The sequence below is a fragment of the Actinomadura macra NBRC 14102 genome, assembly GCF_001552215.1.
In the GTDB taxonomy this organism is placed as follows: Bacteria; Actinomycetota; Actinomycetes; order Streptosporangiales; family Streptosporangiaceae; genus Spirillospora; species Spirillospora macra.
The window spans coordinates 38,801-60,794 of sequence record NZ_BCQT01000026.1; the positions used below are offsets into that span (position 1 = coordinate 38,801).

Annotated in this window: 29 protein-coding genes, 1 tRNA gene and 1 pseudogene; 13 read left to right on the forward strand and 18 right to left on the reverse strand. The window is 69.3% G+C overall.

The window, feature by feature from the left end:
• Positions 1-50: 50 nt before the first annotated feature.
• The 5 genes and pseudogenes from AMA02S_RS35250 to AMA02S_RS35260 form a co-directional block, all read right to left on the reverse strand.
• The gene (locus tag AMA02S_RS35250; RefSeq protein WP_067467828.1) at positions 51-443 is read right to left on the reverse strand and encodes a DUF7008 domain-containing protein; all 393 of its coding nucleotides are present in this window, start codon (positions 441-443) and stop codon (positions 51-53) included.
• Positions 444-497: 54 nt separating this feature from the next.
• A pseudogene (locus tag AMA02S_RS35255) lies at positions 498-941 on the reverse strand (asparagine synthase-related protein); the annotation flags it as partial.
• A 13-nt stretch (positions 942-954) separates the two neighbouring features.
• Positions 955-1,104, reverse strand: coding sequence for a hypothetical protein (locus AMA02S_RS42490; RefSeq protein ID WP_157431048.1), 150 nt, complete (start codon positions 1,102-1,104; stop codon positions 955-957).
• 101 nt (positions 1,105-1,205) lie between these two features.
• Positions 1,206-1,352: a hypothetical protein gene (locus tag AMA02S_RS42495; protein WP_157431049.1), complete on the reverse strand. Its 147-nt coding sequence runs from the start codon at positions 1,350-1,352 to the stop codon at positions 1,206-1,208.
• Between the two features lie 48 nt (positions 1,353-1,400).
• Positions 1,401-1,817: a nuclear transport factor 2 family protein gene (locus tag AMA02S_RS35260; protein WP_067467835.1), complete on the reverse strand. Its 417-nt coding sequence runs from the start codon at positions 1,815-1,817 to the stop codon at positions 1,401-1,403.
• A 92-nt stretch (positions 1,818-1,909) separates the two neighbouring features.
• Here AMA02S_RS35260 and AMA02S_RS35265 point away from each other — a divergent pair, with 92 nt between their 5' ends.
• Complete coding sequence (locus AMA02S_RS35265; RefSeq protein ID WP_067467838.1) at positions 1,910-2,491, forward strand: TetR/AcrR family transcriptional regulator; 582 nt, start codon at positions 1,910-1,912, stop codon at positions 2,489-2,491.
• Positions 2,492-2,958: 467 nt separating this feature from the next.
• Entirely contained in the window at positions 2,959-3,147 is a 189-nt protein-coding gene (locus AMA02S_RS40945) for a response regulator transcription factor (RefSeq protein ID WP_281181955.1), read from the forward strand.
• A 61-nt stretch (positions 3,148-3,208) separates the two neighbouring features.
• Here the strand turns inward: AMA02S_RS40945 and AMA02S_RS35270 are convergent, their stop codons facing one another.
• Genes AMA02S_RS35270 through AMA02S_RS35295 form a run of 6 tightly spaced genes read right to left on the reverse strand, consistent with a single transcriptional unit; the run spans position 3,209 to position 7,379 of the window.
• Positions 3,209-3,862: a hypothetical protein gene (locus AMA02S_RS35270; protein ID WP_067467843.1), complete on the reverse strand. Its 654-nt coding sequence runs from the start codon at positions 3,860-3,862 to the stop codon at positions 3,209-3,211.
• Positions 3,863-3,870: 8 nt separating this feature from the next.
• Positions 3,871-4,680, reverse strand: coding sequence for a hypothetical protein (locus AMA02S_RS35275; RefSeq protein ID WP_067467846.1), 810 nt, complete (start codon positions 4,678-4,680; stop codon positions 3,871-3,873).
• Positions 4,677-5,537, reverse strand: a complete 861-nt coding sequence (locus AMA02S_RS35280) for an ABC transporter ATP-binding protein (RefSeq protein WP_067467849.1) — start codon at positions 5,535-5,537, stop codon at positions 4,677-4,679. The genes AMA02S_RS35275 and AMA02S_RS35280 overlap by 4 nt, the downstream gene beginning before the upstream one ends.
• Entirely contained in the window at positions 5,534-6,355 is an 822-nt protein-coding gene (locus tag AMA02S_RS44455; protein WP_067467851.1) for a hypothetical protein, read from the reverse strand. The genes AMA02S_RS35280 and AMA02S_RS44455 overlap by 4 nt, the downstream gene beginning before the upstream one ends.
• 47 nt (positions 6,356-6,402) lie before the next feature.
• Entirely contained in the window at positions 6,403-6,942 is a 540-nt protein-coding gene (locus AMA02S_RS35290; protein ID WP_157431050.1) for an RNA polymerase sigma factor, read from the reverse strand.
• Positions 6,936-7,379, reverse strand: coding sequence for an alpha/beta fold hydrolase (locus AMA02S_RS35295; protein WP_067467854.1), 444 nt, complete (start codon positions 7,377-7,379; stop codon positions 6,936-6,938). The genes AMA02S_RS35290 and AMA02S_RS35295 overlap by 7 nt, the downstream gene beginning before the upstream one ends.
• 563 nt (positions 7,380-7,942) lie before the next feature.
• Between AMA02S_RS35295 and AMA02S_RS35305 the strand changes: the two genes are divergently transcribed.
• The 3 genes from AMA02S_RS35305 to AMA02S_RS35315 are packed head-to-tail and all read left to right on the forward strand — an operon-like array spanning position 7,943 to position 9,459.
• Positions 7,943-8,284, forward strand: coding sequence for an ArsR/SmtB family transcription factor (locus tag AMA02S_RS35305; protein ID WP_067467860.1), 342 nt, complete (start codon positions 7,943-7,945; stop codon positions 8,282-8,284).
• Positions 8,285-8,287: 3 nt separating this feature from the next.
• Positions 8,288-8,794, forward strand: coding sequence for an SRPBCC family protein (locus AMA02S_RS35310; protein WP_067467862.1), 507 nt, complete (start codon positions 8,288-8,290; stop codon positions 8,792-8,794).
• Positions 8,794-9,459: a dihydrofolate reductase family protein gene (locus AMA02S_RS35315; protein WP_067467866.1), complete on the forward strand. Its 666-nt coding sequence runs from the start codon at positions 8,794-8,796 to the stop codon at positions 9,457-9,459. Before AMA02S_RS35310 ends, AMA02S_RS35315 begins: the two co-directional genes overlap by 1 nt.
• Positions 9,460-9,585: 126 nt before the next feature.
• Here the strand turns inward: AMA02S_RS35315 and AMA02S_RS35320 are convergent, their stop codons facing one another.
• Genes AMA02S_RS35320 through AMA02S_RS35330 form a run of 3 tightly spaced genes read right to left on the reverse strand, consistent with a single transcriptional unit; the run spans position 9,586 to position 13,137 of the window.
• A complete protein-coding gene (locus tag AMA02S_RS35320; protein WP_218005231.1) occupies positions 9,586-11,058 on the reverse strand; it encodes an MFS transporter in 1,473 nt (490 codons plus the stop codon).
• Between the two features lie 51 nt (positions 11,059-11,109).
• Positions 11,110-11,682 (reverse strand): TetR/AcrR family transcriptional regulator, encoded by a 573-nt coding sequence (locus tag AMA02S_RS35325; RefSeq protein ID WP_245667969.1) that lies wholly within the window; start codon positions 11,680-11,682, stop codon positions 11,110-11,112.
• Positions 11,683-11,736: 54 nt separating this feature from the next.
• The gene (locus AMA02S_RS35330; protein ID WP_218005232.1) at positions 11,737-13,137 is read right to left on the reverse strand and encodes an amidase; all 1,401 of its coding nucleotides are present in this window, start codon (positions 13,135-13,137) and stop codon (positions 11,737-11,739) included.
• A 229-nt stretch (positions 13,138-13,366) separates the two neighbouring features.
• Between AMA02S_RS35330 and AMA02S_RS35335 the strand changes: the two genes are divergently transcribed.
• The 4 genes from AMA02S_RS35335 to AMA02S_RS35350 are packed head-to-tail and all read left to right on the forward strand — an operon-like array spanning position 13,367 to position 16,375.
• Positions 13,367-14,437, forward strand: coding sequence for a Rieske 2Fe-2S domain-containing protein (locus tag AMA02S_RS35335; protein ID WP_067467878.1), 1,071 nt, complete (start codon positions 13,367-13,369; stop codon positions 14,435-14,437).
• The gene (locus AMA02S_RS35340) at positions 14,434-14,634 is read left to right on the forward strand and encodes a hypothetical protein (protein WP_067467881.1); all 201 of its coding nucleotides are present in this window, start codon (positions 14,434-14,436) and stop codon (positions 14,632-14,634) included. The genes AMA02S_RS35335 and AMA02S_RS35340 overlap by 4 nt, the downstream gene beginning before the upstream one ends.
• Positions 14,631-15,587, forward strand: a complete 957-nt coding sequence (locus AMA02S_RS35345; protein ID WP_067467884.1) for a PDR/VanB family oxidoreductase — start codon at positions 14,631-14,633, stop codon at positions 15,585-15,587. The genes AMA02S_RS35340 and AMA02S_RS35345 overlap by 4 nt, the downstream gene beginning before the upstream one ends.
• A gap of 14 nt (positions 15,588-15,601) precedes the next feature.
• The gene (locus AMA02S_RS35350) at positions 15,602-16,375 is read left to right on the forward strand and encodes an IclR family transcriptional regulator (protein ID WP_067467887.1); all 774 of its coding nucleotides are present in this window, start codon (positions 15,602-15,604) and stop codon (positions 16,373-16,375) included.
• Positions 16,376-16,658: 283 nt separating this feature from the next.
• Here AMA02S_RS35350 and AMA02S_RS35355 read toward each other — a convergent pair.
• Positions 16,659-16,730: transfer RNA gene (locus AMA02S_RS35355), tRNA-Val, on the reverse strand.
• A gap of 129 nt (positions 16,731-16,859) precedes the next feature.
• Positions 16,860-17,288, reverse strand: a complete 429-nt coding sequence (locus tag AMA02S_RS35360; protein WP_067467889.1) for a PGPGW domain-containing protein — start codon at positions 17,286-17,288, stop codon at positions 16,860-16,862.
• A 299-nt stretch (positions 17,289-17,587) separates the two neighbouring features.
• Here AMA02S_RS35360 and AMA02S_RS35365 point away from each other — a divergent pair, with 299 nt between their 5' ends.
• Complete coding sequence (locus tag AMA02S_RS35365) at positions 17,588-18,007, forward strand: SsgA family sporulation/cell division regulator (protein ID WP_067467892.1); 420 nt, start codon at positions 17,588-17,590, stop codon at positions 18,005-18,007.
• On the opposite strand, the gene sthA is transcribed toward AMA02S_RS35365, so the two are convergent.
• Positions 18,008-19,411 (reverse strand): Si-specific NAD(P)(+) transhydrogenase, encoded by a 1,404-nt coding sequence (sthA, locus tag AMA02S_RS35370; protein ID WP_067467894.1) that lies wholly within the window; start codon positions 19,409-19,411, stop codon positions 18,008-18,010. It lies immediately after the preceding gene.
• Positions 19,412-19,460: 49 nt separating this feature from the next.
• A complete protein-coding gene (locus AMA02S_RS35375) occupies positions 19,461-20,075 on the reverse strand; it encodes a TetR/AcrR family transcriptional regulator (RefSeq protein ID WP_245667970.1) in 615 nt (204 codons plus the stop codon).
• An 89-nt stretch (positions 20,076-20,164) separates the two neighbouring features.
• Between AMA02S_RS35375 and AMA02S_RS35380 the strand changes: the two genes are divergently transcribed.
• Genes AMA02S_RS35380 through ppgK form a run of 3 tightly spaced genes read left to right on the forward strand, consistent with a single transcriptional unit; the run spans position 20,165 to position 21,992 of the window.
• Positions 20,165-20,908, forward strand: a complete 744-nt coding sequence (locus tag AMA02S_RS35380; RefSeq protein ID WP_067467899.1) for an SDR family oxidoreductase — start codon at positions 20,165-20,167, stop codon at positions 20,906-20,908.
• Positions 20,908-21,225: a DMT family transporter gene (locus tag AMA02S_RS35385; RefSeq protein WP_067467902.1), complete on the forward strand. Its 318-nt coding sequence runs from the start codon at positions 20,908-20,910 to the stop codon at positions 21,223-21,225. The genes AMA02S_RS35380 and AMA02S_RS35385 overlap by 1 nt, the downstream gene beginning before the upstream one ends.
• A gap of 23 nt (positions 21,226-21,248) precedes the next feature.
• Positions 21,249-21,992 carry a polyphosphate--glucose phosphotransferase gene (gene ppgK, locus AMA02S_RS35390; protein WP_067467906.1) on the forward strand — a complete coding sequence of 248 codons (744 nt, stop codon included), beginning with the start codon at positions 21,249-21,251 and terminating at the stop codon, positions 21,990-21,992.
• Positions 21,993-21,994: the final 2 nt, after the last annotated feature.

Here is a 21,994-nt window from a genome sequence, read left to right on the forward strand (position 1 = left end):
CCCGCCACGCGGCTTCCACGTGCCAGGGACCGGCCCGCATATTGCGGCAGTCAGCCTTTGAGATCCTGCTCCGACAACTCGTACCGGCTGAGCTGTTCGTTGAGGAAGGTCTCGAACTCCTCGGCCGGGACACCCTCCCACTCCGCGTCGTACTCACCGTGCCACTGCTTCACCCACGGCAGGACCTCAAGAAGGCCAGCCAGCAACGGCGTCAGCTTCTCCGCACCCCACGCCCCTACCTCGGCCCGGTCGTTGACGAGGTTGGCGAGGGCCTGTGCCTGATCTTTGTGGTCCCAGCCGGCCCACCCGATGAGCAATGCGTCATCCGCGTCCGGGCTCGCCCCCGGGTACGAGATGAACCGCTCCTTCGGCACGTCCAGCTTCCCGCGCTGCGACCAGAACGAGGGCTTCTTGAAGTCCTTCGGCGCATACTTGGGCGGCACGGCGGTGTCGAGGCGCGTCGGCCCCGCTGAACCCGCTGCTCACCTCACGGCGGCCTACACGTCGATCGTGACGCCGTAGGTCTCCAACCAGGTGTTGAGCCAGAGTGGGACCTCCAGCGGGATCCGCGTGACCTGCGTGCTGGCCTCGCTTACGGGCGACTCCAGCAGCGCGCGTACCCGGGACAGGTCCAGCAACGGCAGGATCGGGGCGTCCCCGCCGGACACGACCTCGGTCAGCTTGTCGCGGAGGTTCTTCTCATAGCCGGAGTCCTGCGTGCTCGGATAGGGGGCCTTCACCCGCTGGACGATCGAGTCGGGCAGCAACTCGCGGCCTGCGGCGCGCAGCAGGCTCTTCTCGCGGCCGTCGAACGTCTTCGTCGACCAGGAAACGTTGAAGACGTACTCGACCAGGCGATGATCGCAGAACGGCACACGCACTTCGAGTCCGACCGCCATGCTCATGCGGTCCTTGCGGTCGAGCAGGGTGTTCAGGAAGCGGGTGAGGTTGAGGTCACCGGTACGCCTCCGCGATCAGCGGACGGTGCCGCGCCACGTCCTCGACCGTGAGGGACGGTCCGGCCCGCAACCGGATGATCGATTCGGCGATCTCCGCCGACCGGATCGACAGCATCGCCAGCGCTTGGCGAATGAGACCGGCCATCCCCCATCACCACGTCCGCCGAGGTGGCGTGCCTCCCCTTCGAGTCCGCCGTAGCCCATCTTGGCCGGTGCCGCACCTCGCCCCGCAAGGGCCATTACCCGTCAACTCTCCCTGCCGGACGAGCCGCTGACCTGCGTGGAGACCAATGGCTGCACCAAGACGCCGCACCGCAGATCGGCGTAGGGGTGGATGTGGTCGGGGATGATGCCAGGCGCGATCCGCTCGCCCCACCACGGGGGCAGTGACACGCCGCGCCCTGCCCGATACCGTCCAGGCCCCGGAGGCTGACCTGGTAACTACAGGGATTCCTCACCAGCAGCAGGCATGACCATCTCAGCGGCCAGCGGGACCTCGGCTCCGGTCTTGCTGTAGCCGAGGGCCTCAACGATCAGGCCATCGCGGACGCGCATGAGGTTCACACCACGCACCGAGTCGGCGGGACCTTCGCCGAAGCGATAACGCCAGCGGATCGTCGCCCGATCGCCGAGAACCACCACATCCTCTGGCTCGAACTGGGAAGTGCGGTCCTCAGCGAGCGCCCGCCAGAACGCCAGACAGTCCTCTCGGCCTTCGTAGCGGGCGCCGTCGGGGGCCGGCTGGATCGCCTCCATCACACAGTCCGCGCCGATGAGGTCGATGAGGGCCGCCGGGTCGTGCTCGACGAAGGCGCGGTTGAAGCGGTCGATGACATCGGCCGTCGTTCGGACAGACATGAGACCCTCTCGATAGATAGAACATTCGGTCTATATCGAATCATATATCGACCGGTTGATCTACTCGTCAACCGATGGCAGCCTTGAGAGCCATGAGCACCCGCGCCATGCCCGGCCCACGAGAGCGCCTGCTGGACGCAGCCCAGAAGCTGACCTACTCCCACGGCATGGGAATCGGAGTCGACAGCCTCCTCAAGGCCGCGAACGTGGCCCGGCGCTCTCTGTACGAACACTTCGGCGGCAAGGATGGACTGATCGTCGAGGTCCTCAGACGCAGCACCGCCGAGGACGAAGCCCGCTACCTGGAGACCATGAAGTCCGCGGGCGACGACCCGCGCGACCGCCTGCTGGCCGTCTTCGACGAACTCGCCGTCGTCATCGCCGAGCCCGATTTCCGCGGCTGCCGCTATCTGGCCGCCGATCTCGCCTTGGCCGACTCTGGGCATCCAGCGCACGCCGTTACCCGCGACTACCGTCGGCGCGTGCACGGCCTCCTTGAGCACGAACTCACCAGGCTCGGACATCCGAACGCCTCACATGCGGCCGACCAACTCCTCCTGCTCATCGACGGCGCGCTCGCAGCCGCGGCCACCCGGCCTGACAGCCACCCTGCGTCCGCAGCCCGCGAACTCGCCGCGCAGATCCTCGACACCACCCTCAGGATCAAACCGTGACCATCACGAGGAGTGGGCCCGGGTCACTCAGCGCCACACGTCCACGGTTCTGACGGATCTCGCCGAACTCCTGACGTGCGGTCGACGACGTCTCCCCACCGACTCAGCCCGCTGCCCTCAGCCGCCCGGCAACTGGCCCAGCAGCGCGAGATGCTCGGCACCCGCGCACGCACGGATTCCCCGACATCGACGCCTGGCTGCGCGAGCACGCCGACCTGACCGCCGAGCAGATCCAGCAGCGGCCGGGGATATCGCTGACGGCGGGCTCCCAGACTGCGTAGCACGCCCGTACCGCCCGACGCCGCGACGCGCCAGGCGCGTCGACCGGGTCGTCCGGGGACCGCGGTGCCGCCGCCGGGCGCCTCGACCGGGCCGCCGGGATCGCCGACCGGCTCGGCGCCGCCCCGCTGGCCCGGCTGATCTCCGAACGCGCCCGCCGCGCGGGCCTCGCGGGCCCGTCCGGCAGGCTGCTCACCGCCCGCGAGTCCGAGGTGCTGCGACTGCTCACCCAGGGCCGCTCCAACCGCGAGATCGCCGAGGAGTTGTTCATCTCGCCCAAGACCGCCAGCGTCCACGTGTCGCGGATCATGGCCAAGCTCGGCGTCGTCTCCCGCCTCCAGGCCGTTGCCGCCGCCCGCGACCGCGGCCTCGCCTGACGATCTGCCCGACCATCTACCCCAACGCGGGCGCGCTAGTAGCGCGTGTCTTCAGCTGCGCTCATCCGCGTTGCCGCTCTCGGGTTGGGTGGCGGTCCGGAGAGCGTCGGCGCGCGGCCGGGTCGCGCATTCCGGCCACGAGCACGCAGGTCGCGCCGACCAGAATTCCCGACCATCGCAGGTGAGCCGAGGTCCATTGTGCCCCGGAGCCGACCAGCATTGGCGCCTGGGGGATCGACACCGCCAGCAAGAGCGAGGCCAGGAGCAAGGGGGCGGTAATGATGCCGGGGTGCTCGAATCCGTGGCGACGGCCCCAAGCGGCGACGGCCCAGATCACGGTGAGCGCGGCGGCGAGCTCGACGGTGAGGCCGAGGCCCAGGGCCCACCGATCGCCGGCCGGTGCCGAGGAAAGGAAATGAGCGAGCAAAGCCGTCCATAGTGGGACGACAACGACCGCGGCACAGCCGATGCGCAGCCAGAGCCGGCGGGCCAGACTGTACGGGCTGGCCTGCAGGGTGACCGCCGCGCCGTCATCGAGCACGTACCCGCTACCTAGTGCCAGCAGCAGGCCCAGCACCCGCAGGTCTCCGATCACGTCGTGCGTGCCGCCGTCGCGTGCCGCCAGGAACGCCGCGACGGCGGCGGCGCCGGTCACGAAGGGTGCCAGCCGCAGACTGCGCACCAGATGGCCGCTGCGGACGAGTTCACACGCCACGGACGGTGTCATGGCAGCTGGAGCCAGCCGAAGGCGAGGGTGGCGGCGGCGACCGGCACACCGACGAGGGCCAGCCGTGGCCACTGTGCGCGATCGCGGTAGACGGCGGCGACGGCGGCGCAGGCGCAGAGCCCGGCCAGGTAGGCGACATGTAGCCACGGTTCGCCCGGCCCCGGTGCCCGGCCCTCGAAGCTGGAGTCGGTCGTCCACCACATCCACCAGACGCCGGAGTCGAACCGCCTGAACAGGATGACGCCACCCAGGGTCGCGACGACGAAGGTGATCAGCGCGCCGCCCGCGAAGGGCAGCCAGCGGGCGGCGAGGACGCCGAGCAACCCGGCGCCGGCGAGGACGAACGGGAGCTGGGCGAGTTGGCCGGCGGTCAGCAGGTCCTCGGGCGGAATGTCGTTGAAGCCGCTGTCGATGACAGCCATGGCACCGGCCCCGATGGCGCCGGCTCCGGCCGGCGGGAGCGCGACACCCAGACTCATCGCCCAGGTCCGACGCGTGTCCGTCGTCGGCGTGACGCTCAGCATCTCCTCGGCCCGGTTGCGGCGCGCATTACTGGCGACCAGGTTCGCCGAGAAGAGGACGAATATGGGCCCGAAGAACGCGACGACGGTGAAGATGGTGCCGTACCAGTAGCCGGCGGTCCGGCCGCCGCTGGCCGTCTCGACGCTGGTGGTCACGGCGACGACGACGGGTACCGGCCACAGCACGGGATGCCGGACGAGGAGGCGGGCCTCCCGGCCGATCAGGGGTGCCAGGCGGCGAGAGACGGACGTACGCGGGCTGGCGACGGAGTCCAGAGCGGTCATGAGTGGGTGACCTCCAGCTCGGGTTCGCCCATGAGCAGGAGGTACGCGTCCTCCAGTGTGGGTGGGATCAGATCGGCGCCGGCGGGTGGGTCGCCAACGTTGCGGTAGGTGCCGTCACCGGTGCGCCATGCCGCAAGTGCGGCGGGCGATCGCTGCGTGTCTGTCCACACGCGACCCGCGGCCTGCACGGTCAGCTCGGTGGGGGTGCCGGCGAATCGGGCTCGGCCCTGATGGATCACGGCGATCCTGGAGCACAGGGCGGTGATGTCCTCGGTCTGGTGGCTGGACATGACCACCGTGCGCCCCTCGCCGGCTTGAGAGATCATCTCCCGGAACCGCAGCCGCTGCTCGGGATCGAGGCCGACCGTCGGCTCGTCGAGGACGAGCAGGTCGGGATCACCCAGCATGGCCTGGGCCAGCCCGACCCGCCGGCGCATCCCGCCGGAGAGGGCCCTGATCCGCTTGGCGCTGACGGGTACCAGCCCGGTCAGCGTGATGACTCGGCGGACTTCGTCATGCCGGGCCCGCCGGTCGGTCATCTCCTTCAGGATCGCCACGTAGTCGATGAACTCGAAGACCGTGAACCCCCGATGGAAACCAGCATCCTGCGGCAGGTAGCCCAGCCGTTCACGGATCCGCGTACGGTCGTCGGGTCGCGACGGGTCGCGGCCCAGCAGCGTCACCGTGCCCTGATCCGGCGCCAGAACGGTGGCGATCATCCGGAGCAGTGTCGTCTTTCCCGCCCCGTTCGGTCCGAGCAGTCCGGTCACCCCTGGGCCGGCTTCGAGGTCGACGCTGTCCAGCGCCCTCGTACGACTGAAGGACTTGGTCACGCCATGGACGCGTACTGTGGTCACGCGCTTCTCCCCAGCTTGATCGTGACGGTGTTGCGGGTGACGGCGAGCCAGGTGCCGCCGGCGACGGCCACGGCGAGCCACAAGACCTGGGAGCCGATTCCGAAGGCGAGGTCGAGGCGACCGGCGATGACGGTCGGGGCGGTCACCAGCACCCACGCCGTGGCCACGGCGCCGACCGCGACGACGGGCGTCATCCGGGCGGTCAGAGCCAGCACGGCGCACGTGAGCCCGGCGGTGGGCAGCAGCCAGGCGGCGGCCAGCCATTTCGAGCCGGGTAGCACGAGCCCGGCCGCGGCCACGATCGGCACGGTGACCGCCAAGACCGCGGCCGTGCGGATCAGCAGCAATCGCAGCCCTGAGTATGGCGCGGCGAGACCGATCTCCCGGGTCGGGTCGACGCCGCCCGCGAAGGCGAGCGCGACACCTGCCAGCGGCCCGAGTGGGGCCGCCACGAGAAACATTCGCAGCAAGCGCTCATCGACCTGAGCCGCCCAAGCCGCGAGCGCGAGTACGCCTGCGACGGCCAGCAACCATGGCCCCCGCAGCGTCGGCGTCGTGACCACGAGACGCGCCGTCGCCTCGCCCACACCGAGCCGGACCAGCATCCGTTCGGGCCAGCTCCGCCGGGGTGCGTCGACCCGGTGAACCACCTCGTACCAGATCCTCTCCACCCGCCGAGCATCCACATACGACGAGATCACGCCCCGGCAGACCGCACACTTCAGCAGGTGCGCCTCGGCGGACGCGGCCAAGTCCGACGGGGCACCTCCCTGCGCGTACCGGCGGATCGCCTCCGGATCCAGATGCCATACGGTCATCCCAACCTCCCCGTCATCGCAACCTCCCCGCCATGCCAGCCTCTCGGTCATGCCAGCCGCTCCCGCAACAGAGCGCGGGCGCGCATCATCCGTGTCTTGACCGTGCCAGGCGGGATTCCCAGCAACTGGGCGGCCTCCCGCGTCGTCAGTCCGTCCAGGACGGTCGCCTGCACCACAGCCCGTAGCTCCGGTGACAGGCTCGCCAGGGCCGCACCCACGTCGCCGTACTGGACGGCGAGCAGCACGTGCTCCTCGGCTGACGTCTCGACGCCGGCGAACTCCGTCAGCTCATCGGCCGGCGGCCGGCTACGCCGCAGCGCGTCGACCAGACGGCGGATGCCGATTCCCCAGATCCACGCGGCCACCTCGCCCCGGCGATCCCACCGCCCGGCCGACCGCCAGACCACCACGAACGTGTCCTGCACCACCTCATCGACGAGCTCCGGCGACGAGCAGCGCCGTCCGAGGCGCACCAAGAGCCACGGCAGGTGCCGCCGGTACAGCTCAGCGAACGCCTCCCGGTCACCGTCGATGATCGCCGCGAGGAGTTGGGAGTCCTCCCGTGGATCCGGTGGTCGCATCAGCATGCGTCACCTTCCGGGACCCGTCCCTCGACGAGATACAGGGGCATCGGCTCGGCGACGCACGGCGAGCGTCCGATCATGTCGTCGAAGGCCGCCTGCGGATCTGGCGGTCCGTCGAGGACCAGCGCGCGAACCCGGTCGGGGAACCGAGAGGCGTAGTGGACTCCGAGCCGCGCACCGTACGACCAACCGACGAAGGTCACGTCCTCGCTTGGCGCGGCCCGCAGCAGGTCGAGGTCCCGCGCGGTCGCGCCGGTCGAGAGGACGGCCGTGCAGTCGCCAAGCGTGTCGACACAGGACCGCGCCTGCGGCTGAAGCAGCGCCCTCGCGGCGAAGCCAGAGCTGGTCAGCAGGCTCTGTGCAACCGCGGCGGCCTGGCCAGCCGGCAGGACTCCGCATCGGATCGGAGCGGACCGCCCGGCGTGATCGACCGCCACCATGAGCGTGGCGCACGGTACGTCCGGCCGACCCGGCCGACCCGGCCGGGGCTCAGGCAACGGCGCCGACTCCCACACCGAGGGCGCGGCCCACCCGAAGAACGCCGAAATCGGGCCACCGCGATCCGCGGTCGGCGACCAGGAGCAGGCACCCACCGTGACCGCCATGCCGGCCACGGGCCATCGCGGCACCCACGAGGCCCAACGCTTGAGGTAGCTCCCATCCACGCCCTGTTCGTCGTACCGGGCCAGGCGAACGGTTCACCGAGGACCGATTCGACTCGCCACGACCACCCGGCTGGCCCGAACAAGACACCCGCCACAGGTCACACGACCTCCAGCTTCGATGTCCGCCCGCCCCTGTCAAGCCGTCCGCCCACCGCCACGATCGTGGCCGCCGACCCCACGGCTTCTCCGGTCTCGCACCCTGCCCGCCGCCGTCGCAGTTGCCGCCCCCGGCATACGCGTTCCGCGGACGCTGAGGAGGGTCACGATCGTCATCTGACAAGACCCGCCTGGCTTCCTCCGGTTTTGACGCATGCCCATATCGGCATATGATGGCATCCATGGCACGAGCAGCGACGACGTCGGACGTCTTCAACGCGATCGCCGAGCCGCAGCGCCGGGAGATCCTGGTGCTGCTGCGGGCGGGTGAGCGGCCGGTGACCGAGTTGGCCCAGGAACTGGGGATGACCCAGCCGGGGGCGTCCAAACACCTGCGGGTGCTCCGGGAGGTCGGGCTGGTGCGGGACCGCAAGGCGGGCAAGCAGCGCCTGTACGGCCTTGACGCCCGCGGGCTGCGACCGGTCCACGAGTGGACCGGCGGGTTCGAGCGGTTCTGGAACGAGAGCTTCGACCGGCTGGACGCGTACGTGCAGGACCTCAAGCAGGCAAGCCAGGAGGAGTGACCAATGGCAGCGACAAGACGGGACGCGCCGACGCAGGCAGCGACGGCCGACCGCGAGATCGTGATCTCCCGGGTCATCAGTGCCCCACGGGAGCTGGTGTTCGAGGCGTTCACCGAAGTCCGGCACCTGTCGCGCTGGTGGGGACCGGAGGGGTTCACCACCACCACGCGGGCGTTCGAGTTTCGCGTCGGTGGGGTGTGGGACTTCGTGATGCACGGACCGGACGGGACGGACTACCAGGAGTGGATCTCCTGGACCGAGATCGCCCCGCCGGAGCGGATCGCGCTGACGCACGGCGAGTCCCGCGGCGACCCGAACGCCTTCGAGTCGGTCCTGACGTTCGCGCCCGACGGCGCGGCGACCCGGATCGAGATGCGCACGGTTTTCCCGACCAAGGACCTGCGCGACGAGGCGGTCGAGAAGTACCACGCGATCGAGGGCGGCCAGCAGACCCTGAGCCACCTGGCTGCCTACGTCACCGAGATCGTCCGGAAGGGAGCTGAGGACTGATGGCGGGAAAGGTGTTCTTCAGCGTGTCGATGTCGCTGGACGGGTTCATCGTGCCGGAGTCGATGGAATGGCTTGTCGCCACGCCCGAGCAGCGGGCTCAGGACCCGAGGCTGGAGCGCTCGATGGCCCAGTGGATGCAATTGCAGGCGTGGGCCTTCCCGCAGCGGTTCTTCCGGGAGAACCTGAAGCTCGGCGAGGGTGGCGAGGAAGGACGCGACAACGACATCGCGCGGGAGACGTTCGAGCGCACCGGCGCGAGCGTGATGGGCAAGCGCATGTTCGACGTCGGCGAGCCGGCGTGGCCGGAGGAGGCGCCGTTCCACACGCCGGTCTTCGTCGTGACGCACGAGAAGCGTGACCCCTGGGAACGGCCGGGTGGGACCACCTTCCACTTCGTCAACGACGGCATCCAGACCGCGCTCGACCAGGCTCGCGAGGCCGCCGGCGATCGGGACGTCCGCGTCGCGGGCGGCGGCGCAACGATCCTGGAGTACGTGAACGCCGGCTTGATCGACGAGTTCTCGATTGCACTCTCACCCGTGCTGTTCGGCTCCGGAATCCGTCTTTTCGAGGGCGTGGACGCGGGCCGTGTGGCTCTGGAGCCGGTCCGCGCGGAGCCGACGCAGCGGGTGACCCACCTGACCTACGCAGTCCGGGAGCGGTGACTGTCTCGACCGCAGCACTCCCCCGCCGAGGTGAGCACCTGAAGGTTCCGCGTGACCAGCCAAGATCAGGATGGAAACAGCTCACGGAACCTGGAAACCCTCGCGGACGTCTCGAACTCGGGAACGTCACCTTCCCAGGGCGCGTTTGCGGCGGTGAAAGCCCAGCAGACGGCGTCTTCCGCTGCCAGGAGTTTCGGGTGGAATGAGCCATAGCGCGGTCATGGCTGTGATCATGCACATGCCGATGGCGATGGCGATGGCAATCGGAGTTCCGCTGACCGCACGGGTCGTCGCGATCACGCCGAGCAGGGCGACTCCCATCACCCCGCCTGTCTGCCGCGCCGTGTTCAGGGCGCTCGATCCCATGTTCTTGTGCCGATCGGGCGCGAACGTCATGACCGCGAGCGTCTGCGCGGGTGCGGACAGTCCCATTCCGGTGGAGAATATGCAGAAGCCGACCGCGATGAGTGGATAAGGAGTGGAAGGGGCGGCGAGAAAAGCGAGTCCCGTCGCCGAGAGCGTCATTCCGGTGGCCAGGCCGGAGCGGGGCCCGAAGGCAGTGATGAAGCGGGCGCCGAGGAAGGTTGCGGCGAATGTGGCAGCGGCGGTCAAGGGCAGAAAAGCCAAACCGGTCTGGAACGCGGAGTACTCGCGAGACTGCTGGAAGTCGAGCGTGTAGACGATCAGCATCCCGTAGAGGGTGAAATTGTAGGTCGCACCGCCGAGCAGGCCTGCAAGAACGGGACGTGCGGCGATGATGGCCGGCGGAAGCAGAACCTCCCGCCCACGTCGTGCGCCGGAATACTGGGCCGCGAGGAATACGACGAGAGCGACGCTGCCGCCGACGATTGCGGCCAGCACGGCCGGGTCGAGCCATCCGGCGACGCTCGATTCGAGCAGCGCCCACACGGTGGCGGTAAGACCACCGATCACGATGATCTGCCCGCCGACGTCGAACGAAACGCGTTGCAAAGGGGTTTCGCGCACGTACCGCACGACGAGCCAGCCGGTGACAGCGGCAATGGGAATATTGAGGAGGAAGATGCTGCGCCAGCCAAGGGTGTCGACCAGGAGCCCACCGATGAATGGGCCGATCATGAATCCGATACCGCCGACACTCACCCACGTCGCGACCGCTCTGGTGCGTTCGGCGGCCGCCGTGTAGGTACGTGTGATCAGTGTCAGCGGTGCCGGAGCCAGAAGCGCCGCACCCACCCCCTGGCAAGCGCGCCCGATGACGAGGGTGCCGGTGCCGGGAGCCAGGCTGCAGACGATCGAGGCGATGGCGAACAGTCCCAATCCGGACAAGTAGGAGCGTCGGGCACCGATCCGATCTCCAAGGCGGCCCGCGGACAGCAGCAGCGCGGCGAATACGAGCGTGTAGGCGTCGATGACCCACAGGGCACCGGCGGGGCTTGCGTGAAGGTCCGACCGGATCGCCGGGATCGCGACGTTCACCACGTTCGCTTCCATGACTATCAGTGCCGTGCCCAGACACAGGCCTACCAGGCCGGGAATTCGACCGGTGGTGAAAGTGGAATCGGATGAGGTGACCTGTTTTTGAGCAGCATGGGACGACATGATTGCTCCGATAGACATGAGAACAGCGTTGGGGAGGGCGGTAGCGGACCGCGGGCAAGCCTCTTCAGGTCAGGTGCGGGCGCTCGCCCGCAGAAGTGACAGCACTCCTCGTACGGCACGGTCAAAAGGTTCGACGGCTTGAGCGGCGCGGGCGAGCGCGTAACCGCCCTGGATCACCGCGGCGATCGTGGAGGCTATCTCGTCTGCGTCCAGACCGTCAGCGAACTCACCCGCGGCCACACCTTCGGCGATGGTGAGCTGGAGATTCTCGTGCAGTACCTCGAATGTCTCGCGCACCGGTGCGCGCAACTTCTCGTCGGCCATGATGTCGGGGTCGGCCGTGAGTCGGCCGACACTGCACCCGCGCAGAACATCGCGTTCGCGACCCAGATATCCGGAGATCCGTTCGAACGCGGTGCCTTCCCGGGCGAACGCGTCCGTGATCTGTTGCTGCATGAGTGCCGCACTGCGTTGCTCTGCAGCCAGTGCCAAGTCCGGCTTGCCGGCGAAGTGATGGTACATGCTGCCCTGACCGACGCCAGAGCGCGCCAGGATCGCAGTCGGACTGGTGCCGATGTACCCCCGCTCCCACAGCAGTTCCCGCGTTCCCTCGATCAGACGGTCACGAGCGTCCGGTTTCACTGTTCCTCCAAGCACGCAGTGCGGTGGTCTCATGGCTTGATCGCCGACCACAATTCACAGAAGCGGATGTCGCAGATGCCAATCGGATTCGCGCTGATAGGCGTCGCCCAGCCGGATCAGCAGTTCCTCATCATAGGGACGGCCGACGAACTGGAACCCCAGCGGCATGTCGTCCTCACCGAAACCGCCCGGCAAAGTGATCGTCGGGTTGCCGGACATATCGAACGGGGTGACGAAGCGCAGGAAATCGAGCAGAGAGTCAGCGTCGGCGTAGAGCGCGTCCTTCTGGGCGAGGGTGAGACTCGTGGTCGGCTGCACCGGAGTCAACAGCACGTCGACGTCGCGCATTGTGCGCGTGACCTCACCGGTGAACGAGAGCCGCTGATGATGTGCCCGCATCAGTTCGATCCCGGACACCGAGTGACCAGGCACGATGAGTCCGGCGATCGAGCCGGGTGTGTCCACCGAGCCGTACTCCGACGCGCGGGCGGGGAAGGTCTCGTGGTGCGCGAGCGCGGTCTCAACGCCGGCATAGCGCGGCCATAGGGCATTGATGGCAGCGGTACCGGCGAGGGTGACCTCCACGATCGTCACGCCCATGCGGCGCAGTGCGGCGACGACATCGTCGAGCATCCGGATGACCGCCGAGTCGACGCGTGTTTCGTTGTACTCGCGATCCACGCCGACTCGCAGGCCGCCGACGGGTGCGCCGAGACCGGCCAAGTAGTCCGGCACGGGCGTCTGACCGGCGGTCGGATCATTCGGATCCGCCCCGGCGATCACACCGAGGATCGCTCCCGCGTCAGCCGCCGAGCGCGCCATCGGACCAATGTGGTCGAGGCTTGCGGCGAGCGCGAACACGCCGTGCCTGCTCACCCGACCCCACGTCGGTTTGATGCCGGTGACACCGTTGGCCGCCGAGGGATACCGGATCGACCCACCGGTATCGGTGCCCAACGCACCGAACCCGAGACCGGCCGCCACCGCGACTCCGGAGCCACTCGACGAGGCCCCCGACCAGTAGCCGGGATTCCACGGATTTCGGGGAGGTGTGACCGATGGGTGATGCTCGGCGAACGCGCCCTCGGTGAGTTGCAGTTTGCCGAGCAGGACCGCGCCCGCAGCCGAAAGCCGCTGGACCACTGTCGCATCGTACGAGGGCACATGTCCCGAGTGGATCGTGGTACCCGCAGCGGTGACGATACCGGCGGTGAAGATGTTGTCCTTGACCGCGATCGGCACCCCATGCAGGGGCCCTCGATAGCGTCCCGCTTTCAGTTCGGCCTCGGCGGCCCTGGCCTGAGCGGCGGCGGCATCCGCCGTCACGGTCGCGTAGCTGCGAACGGCCGGATCGACCAGTCCGATCCGCTCCAGGAGCGCTTCGGTCAGTTCGACGGGACCGAGCTCGCCGGCGTGGATCCGCGCCGCGACTTCCACCAGGTTCGCGTAGTGCACCTCGGAGTCGCCTGATCCGACCGGCTTGCCGGGAGGTGTGCAAGCAGTAGAGCTCGTCATGGAATGAACATACATACTAGTATGGATTCTGTCCACCGCGAGGCCACCGCGGACCCGCGGACGCCAGGCGTCGGGAATTCGCTTTCCGGCATGTGGAAAGCCCGCTTCCGCGTTCGTGTGTCCGTGGTCACCATCGTCGGCAGCACCTGAGAACCGAAGGAGCCGGCCGATGTCAAGCATTCCTCGCGATCAGTGGTACGTCGCGGCGTACGGACGCGAGATCGGCGGCGAACTGTTCACGCGCACCGTCTGCGGCGAGTCGATCTTGTTCTGGCGTACCCGCTCCGGCGAGGTCACCGCCATGTCCAACCGGTGTGTGCATCGCCGCTTCCCGCTGTCCCAGGAGCCGAGCAGGTTTGTCGACGACCAGGTGGTGTGCGGCTACCACGGCTTCACCTACGGGGCCGACGGCGTCTGCGTCTCCGTGCCGGGACAGACCCGGGTGCCTCGTACGGCGCGGTTGAAGAAGTACCCGGTGGTCGAGCAGGACACCTTCGTCTGGGTCTGGATCGGCGACCCGGAAGGGGCCGACGCGACCCGCATTCCGCGGGCGCCGTGGCTGGCTTCCCCGGCCTACAGCACCGTGTCCGGCATGGAGCCGCTCCAGGCCCGCTTCGGGCTGCTCGTGGACAACCTGCTCGACCTGAGCCACGAGACGTACCTGCACGGCGGCTACATCGGCACGCCCGAGGTCGCCGACACCCCGATCACCACCGAGGTGGACGAGGAGGCTGGAATCGTCCGCGTCAGCCGGCATATGGACGACGCCGAATGCCCGCCCTTCTACGCGAACTCCACCGGACTGACCGGGCGGATCACGCGCTGGCAGGACATTGAATACAGCCCGCCGTGCCTGTACAAGCTGCACTCGCGCGTCGCCCCGGCAGGGGTGCTCCCCCACGCCGACGGCAGTGACCCGCGCGCCTTCCACGTCAAGGTCGTCTACGCCATCACGCCCGAGACCGAACACACCACGCACGACTTCTGGGCCGTCGCGCGTGACTTCGCGCTGGACGACCAGAGCGTGACGGACTATCTGGCCCATCAGAACCGTGTCGTGGTCCTCCAGGACGTTGTCGCGCTGAACACCCTGGAAAAGGTGATCGCGGACGAACCGGCCCGGTATCAGGAGTTGTCGATCAATATCGACACCGGCGGTCTGGCCGCCCGGCGGATGCTCGCGCGGATGTCGACGACGACCGGGCAGGACGCCCCGGCCACGGCGGGACGCCCGCGATGACCGGCGGATCGGGCGGCGCGGTGCTGCGCGTGGTGTGGGTGCCCGGCGGTGACCTGCTGCGGGGCACCTGCCATTGCGGGGCGGCCCGCGTCGCCGACGGCCCCGTGGAGATCTGGGCATGGCTGCTCGGCCACCCGGTCGGCCACCACACGGCCTCGCGCCCGCCAGCGCCGACGGGACCGGAGGCCGCACGATGACCGGCGCGGGGACGGGGCGCGTACTCGTCGTCGCCGCCCGGGAGTGCGCGGCCGACGGGATCGTCGCCCTCGACCTACACGACCCGACCGACGCCGACCTGCCCGCCTGGACGCCCGGCGCGCACATCGACCTCGTCCTCGGCGACGGCCTGGTGCGCCAGTACTCGCTGTGCGGCGACCCGGCAGACCGCACGGCCTGGCGGATCGCCGTCCAGCGCGCACCGGCCGGCCGCGGCGGCTCGGCGTTCGTGCACGACGAACTCCACCCCGGCACGATGGTCCTCAGCCGTGGCCCCCGCAACCACTTCCCGCTACTGCCCTCGCCTCGGTACCTCTTCGTCGCCGGGGGGATCGGGATCACGCCGCTCCTGCCGATGATCGCTGCCGCGGACGCCGCCGGGGCGGACTGGGAACTGGCCTACGGCGGGCGCACGGCGGCGGCGATGGCCTTCGCCGCCCCCCTGCGCGCCGCCCACGGCGACCGGGTCACGCTGTGGCCGCGGGGCGAGCGTGGACGGCTCGACGTCGACGGGCTGCTTTCGGGCCAACAACCGGACGTCCTTGTCTACTGCTGCGGCCCGGCGCCCCTGCTGGAGGCCGTCGAGGCGCGCTGCGCGAACCGTCCCGCCGGTACCCTGCACCTGGAACGGTTCACGCCCCGGGCCGCCGTCGAAGCCGCGCGGACGGAGCCCTTCGACCTGGAGTTGGCCGCCAGCAGGCTCACCCTCACCGTGCCGCCGGAGCGGTCGATCCTGGAGGTTGTGGAGGAGGCGGGCGTGCATGTTCTGATGTCATGCCGCGAGGGGACGTGCGGCACATGCGAGACCACCGTGCTCGCTGGCACCGTCGACCACCGCGACTCTCTCCTCACCCCCGACGAGCGGGCCGCGCACGACACGATGTTCATCTGCGTCTCCCGCGCGTCCGGTTCCACGCTGGTCCTCGACCTCTGACCTCGGAGCCGCCGATGCCCACACCCGCGCCCCTGGAGGGAACCGGCCCCGTCGTCGCGCGCGCCCTGCGGATCCTCGGCGCGTTCAGCCCCGACCGGCGCGCGATGACGCTCAGCGAGATCTCCCGGTGTTCCGGCTTGCCGGTCTCCACCGTTCACCGGATCGCGGCGGAACTGGCGGGGTGGGGCGCGCTGGAGCGCGATGCGCACGGCTGCTACCACATCGGACTGCGCCTCTGGGAGATCGGCTCCCTCGCCCCGCGCGGCCTCGGTCTGCGCGAGTGCGCGCTGCCGTTCCTGGAGGACCTGTCGCATGTGACCAGGGAGAACGTGCAGCTCGCCGTGCGCGAGGACACCGAACTGGTCTTCGTGGAACGCATCGCGGGGAGCCGGGCAGTGCCCGTGCTCACCCGCGTCGGCGGCCGGTTCGCGCTCACCGCGACCGGGGTCGGGCTGGTGCTGCTCGCTCACGCCCCCGACGAGGTGCTGGAGCGCGTCCTGGCTCGCCCGATCCCCCGCTTCACCGAACGCACGATGACCGAGGCGCGGATCATCCGCGCCGCCCTCGCCGACACCCGCACCCGCGGTTACGCCGTCAGCGACCAGCAGGTCACCATGGACGCACTCTCGGTCGCTGCGCCGATCCACGATTCCCGCGGCGATGTCGTGGCGGCTGTCTCCCTGGTCGTGCGACGCGGCGGCGTCGCACCCCACATGGTCGCGCAGCTGCTGCTCACCAGCGCCCGCGCCATCTCCCGCGCGCTGCCCTCGGCCGCCCCGGATCAGTGATGGACGCCGCCCCCATTGCCCGTGGTCCTACCGAAGACGTCCTCGAACGACATTCGCCGACGCGAGGAGCGACCCATCTCAGGCCGAACTGGCTGACCACAGATGAGCCGGGGCCAAGGTCCGTGCCCCGATCTGCCTCACAGGCCCATCACGCTCGGCCCGAGTCACCGACGGGCTGGCTGACCCGCAGTCACGCCTTTACGAACCTGTGCCTACTTCGGGAGACCCGAACAACAACAAGAGGCCCGCTCTCTTCGAGAGCAGGCCTCTGAGCTGGGAAACGTGGGCGATACTGGGTTCGAACCAGTGACCTCTTCGGTGTGAACGAAGCGCTCTCCCACTGAGCTAATCGCCCGTGCGGGGCGCCCTGGGGGGCGTCCGACGTCGGAAACTCTAGCGCATGTCGGGGGGTGCTCGCGCGGAGTTTGCGGCGGTGGACGGCCGGCCGCCGGGAGCCGGTGAGGGGATGGTGTGGGCGGGGGTGTCAGTTCCAGAAGGTGAGGTCTTCTACGTTCCAGGGGAGGTTGAAGCCGTAGGCGACCAGGTAGGCGATGACGGCGGCGCCGGCGAGGAGGCCGCCGAGAACGGCGAGGATGGTATTGCGGCGCTTCGTACGGGGGTCGAGGGCCTTCTCTTTGGCGCGTTCGGCGGCCTGTTTGGCGCGGTACAGGGCGCGCTGGGCCCAGGCGAACTCGGTGGCGAGGATCGCCAGGCCGACGACGATGCCGACGATGCCGGGACCGGGGGTGACCATCATCACCAGGCCGCCGACGAGGACGGTAGCGCCTACAGTGAAGACACCGACGCGCCAGGCGGTGTTGAGGATCGCGTTGCGGCGGAGTGTCTCGCGGAACCGGTGGAAGGGGCCCGGCTCCTTCTCCGACGGGGCATCCTTTTCATGATTTATTGCCACAGTTTTACCCTAAGGCAGCTGGTCGGATGGAAGGCGACTGGAGCGGTCCACGTACCTCCTAGATCGTTACACATGCCGCACCTCCTCACCTAGAGGATCCTCCCGAAAGATCCGCTTTTGCCCAGGTCAGGGGATACTTTTGACAGGGTGAGATGGATCACAAAGCCCGGGGCCGGTGGAATGTTCGGCCGAGTTCCGGCAGTTAGGCGTCATAGATCGCGGGGACATCCGTGAGAGGGAAGAGAAGCAGCTCACCGATCGCCCGCGAGCCAGCGGTACCGACGTATGAAGGAATGGCCATGGACAGCAGCACCACCGTCTCAGCAGAGCTGGGCCTCCGTCTCGTCGTCCCCGACCGCACGGCCGTCCCCCTGCTGGCCGGGCTGGAGTACGCGTCGGACGATCCTTACGCCATCCGCATGGCCTTCTACGTGGGCGACGACGAGCCGGTGGAGTGGATCTTCGCCCGCGAGCTTCTCACCGTCGGGATCGTGCGCAGGGTCGGGGACGGTGACGTCGAGGTCTGGCCCACGGCGCCCGATGACGACACCTCGCTGAACATCGCGCTGTCGTCGCCGTTCGGCAACGCCCTGTTCGAGGTGCCCCTGTCCCCGCTGGCCGACTTCCTGCACCGCACCTACCAGGCCGTTCCCGCCGGGCAGGAATCGGAGTTCATCGACATCGACGCCGAGCTGGAGAACCTGCTCTGGCCGTCCTGATCACTGGGTCAGGCGGGCGATGTGGCGCATCTTGTTCATCGCGTCCAGGGCGGCGACCTTGTAGGACTCGGCGAGAGTGGGGTAGTTGAACACGGCGTTGACCAGGTAGTCGACGGTGCCGCCGCAGCCCATCACGGTTTGTCCGATGTGGACGAGTTCCGTCGCGCCCGTCCCGAAAACGTGGACGCCGAGGAGTGAGCGGTCCTCGGGTGAGACCAGGAGCTTGAGCATCCCGTAGGAGTCGCCGATGATCTGGCCGCGGGCCAGTTCGCGGTAGCGGGACACGCCGACCTCGAACGGCACCTTGGCCTCGGTGAGGGCGTCCTCGGTGCGCCCGACGAAGCTGATCTCCGGGATCGTGTAGATCCCGATCGGCTGGAGCTCGTGGATCTCCTGGACGGGCTCGCCGCAGGCGTGGTGCGCGGCGAGGCGGCCCTGTTCCATCGAGGTGGCGGCCAGGGACGGGAAGCCGATCACGTCGCCGACCGCGTAGATGTGCGGGACCTCGGTGCGGTAGTTCTCGTCCACCTTGATCCGGCCGCGGCGGTCGGCGGCGAGCCCGGCGGCTTCCAGGGACAGTTCGCCGGTCATGCCCTGCCGGCCGGCCGAGTACATGACGGTGTCGGCGGGGATGCGCTTGCCGCTCTCCAGGACGGTGATCGCGCCGTGCGCCATCCGCTCGACGGAGGCGACCGTCTCGCCGAACCGGAAGGTGACGGCGAGGTCACGCAGGTGGTACTTGAGGGCTTCGACGATCTCCAGGTCGCAGAACTCCAGCATCCGCTCGCGGCGCTCGACGACGGTGACCTTGGTGCCGAGGGCGGCGAACATCGAGGCGTACTCGATGCCGATCACGCCGGCGCCGACGACGACCATGGTCTCCGGGACGCGGTCCATGTGCAGGATCCCGTCGGAGTCGATGATCGTCCGGTCATCGAACGCGACCGTGTCGGGGCGGGCGGGGGTCGTGCCGGTGGCGACCACGATGTGGTCGGCGGTGACCTTGCGCTCGCGGTCCGGGCCGCCGGTGACGCCGATGGTGTTCGGGTCCAGGAAGTGGCCCGCTCCCGCGAGGACGGTGACGTGGTTGCGGGCGAGCTGGCTGCGGATGACGTCGACCTCGCGGCCGATGACGTGCTGGGTGCGCATTCCGAGGTCGGCGACGGTGATCTCGTCCTTGACCCGGTAGCTCTGCCCGTACAGCTCCCGCTGGCTGAGGCCGGTCAGGTACAGGACGGCCTCACGGAGCGTCTTGGACGGAATCGTCCCGGTATTGATGCAGACGCCGCCGATCATCTCGCGGCGGTCGACGATGGCGACGCGCCGGCCGAGCTTGGCGGCGGCGATGGCCGCCCGCTGCCCACCGGGGCCCGACCCGAGCACGAGAAGATCGAAGTCGTTCATCCTCCCAGTCTGGCGGGCCGGCGAGTCCCGTATGAAGCCCTTACGGTGATTAATCCGCGCCGATTCCCGCCAGGAGCGCGTCCATCCCCGCCTTGATCCGCTCGACCGTCATGCCGCGCGTGCGACGCTGGTGGAGGAAGAGGTTGGCGGCCAGCGGCGCCAGGAGGGCATCGGCCAGGTAGGCGACGTCGGCGTCCGGGCGGATCTGGGCGAGCAAGATCGCCAGATGGTTCCAGTAGAGGCCGTACGAGCCGTCCCTGAAACGGGCCTCGGGCGGGTCGGACTCGGCCATCAGCAGGAGGTCCGCCTGGGCGTCGGTGCGGTCGGCCAGGGCGTGCAGGAACGCGCGGACGCGGTCGCGGGGGGCGGCGCCGGGGCCGAGCGGCGGCGGGCCCTGGATGAAGGCGGCCTGGAACTCGCGCTCGCGGTCGTCGATCACGGCGTAGACGAGGCGGGCCCGGTCGCCGAAGCGCCGGTACACCGTGCCGACCCCGACGCCGGCGGCCCGTGCCACCTCGTCCATGGTCACGGCTTCGGCGCCGCGGGTGGCGATCACCTCGGCGGCGGCGCGCAGGATGCGGCGGCGGTTGAGCGCCGCGTCGGCGCGCTCGGCGGGCGGACGGCCCACGACCGGCAGTTCGCGCATCCCGTCCTCTCTCCGCACGGTCAGCAGGGTAGCGGACTTGTATCCGGAGAACTCTCCGGTTAACCTCCTTAAACGGAAAGTTTTCCGATTACTTCCTGGAGGTCGGGATGACGGTGGAGCAGGCGGGACGGGCGGCGCTGGTGACCGGCGGCGGGCGTGGCATCGGCGCGGCCATCGCGCTGCGTCTCGCGCGGGACGGCGCCGACGTCGCGGTGACCTATGTGCGGGCTCCGGAGCGGGCGGCCGAGATCGTCCGGCAGATCGAGGCGGTGGGACGGCGGGGCCTCGCGGTCGCCGCCGACGCGGCCGACCCGGTGGCGGTCACGGCCGCGGTGGATCGCGCCGCGGCGGAGTTCGGGCGGCTGGACATCCTGGTCAACAACGCCGGTATCGCCCCATACGGTCCGCTGGAGGACGTGCGGCCCGAGGAGATCGACCGGACGCTGGCGATCCACGTCCGGGCCGCGTTCGTCGCGGCGCAGGCGGCCGCTCGCCATCTGGGGCCGGGCGGGCGCATCGTCAACATCGGCAGCAGCCTCGCCGAGCGCGTCCCCTATCCGGGCTGGACGCTGTACGCGATGAGCAAGTCGGCGCTCATCGGCCTCACCCGAGGGCTGGCGCGCGATCTCGGGCCGCGCGGCATCACCGCGAACGTGGTGCAGCCGGGATCGACCGACACCGAGATGAACCCCGCGGACTCTCCCGACGCCGAGTACGAGCGGGGGTTCACCGCTCTCGGCCGGTACGGGCGCGCGGAGGAGGTCGCGGCCATGGTCGCGCATCTGGCGGGTCCAGGGGGCGGGTACGTCACGGGGGCGTCCATCGCGGTCGACGGAGGGTACGCGGCCTGATGCCCTGGGTGTTCCTGGTCATCGCGGGGCTGATGGAGCTGGTGTGGGCGACCGCCCTCAAGCAGTCGGACGGGCTCACCCGGTTCTGGCCGGGCGTCGTCGGCCTGTCGGTGTCGTTGCTCAGCGTCGTCGTCCTGTCGGTGGCCCTGCGGGATCTGCCGGTCGGGACGGCCTACGCGGTCTGGGTCGGGCTCGGCGCGCTCGGTGTGGCGGTCACCGGCATGGTCGCGCTGGGCGAGAGCGTCACCCCGGCCCGTGTGGCCTGCCTGGCCCTCATCCTGATCGGGGTGATCGGCCTGCGGGCCGTCGAAGGGTAGCTCAAAAGGGTATGAAGGGGGACATGACGACGGAAATGCTGGGGATCGACATCGGCGGGACGGGCATGAAGGGCGCCACGGTCGACCTGTCGGACGGTGCGTTCACCCGCGAGCGGTTCCGGATCGCGACGCCCCGTCCGGCGGCTCCCGAGCCGGTGGCCGAGGTCGCCGCCAAGATCGTGGATCATTTCGGCTGGGACGGGCCGGTCGGCATCACGTTCCCGGGCGTGGTGATCGACGGGGTGACGCTGTCTGCGGCGAACGTGTCCAAGCACTGGATCGGGCTGGACGCGCAGGCGCTGCTGGCCAAGGCGACCGGATGTCCGGTGACGCTGCTCAACGACGCCGACGCGGCCGGGATCGCGGAGATGCGGCTCGGTTCCGGGCGGGACCATCCGGGCACGGTCCTGCTGCTCACGCTCGGGACGGGCATCGGCAGCGCCCTGTTCACCGACGGCGTCCTCGTCCCCAACACCGAGTTCGGGCATCTGGAGCTGCACGGCAAGGACGCCGAGACGCGCGCCTCCGCCAAGGCGCGCGAGGACCACGGCCTGAGCTGGGAGAAGTGGGCGAAGCGGCTCAGCGAGTACCTGGCGCATCTGGAGGCGCTGGTCTCCCCGTCGCTGATCATCGTTAGCGGCGGGGTGAGCAAGAAGGCCGACCACTTCCTCCCGCTGATCAAGGACGTGCGGGCCCCGATCGTCCCGGCGACGCTGGTCAACAACGCCGGTATCGTCGGCGCCGCGCTGGCGGCCGCCGACGGCTGACC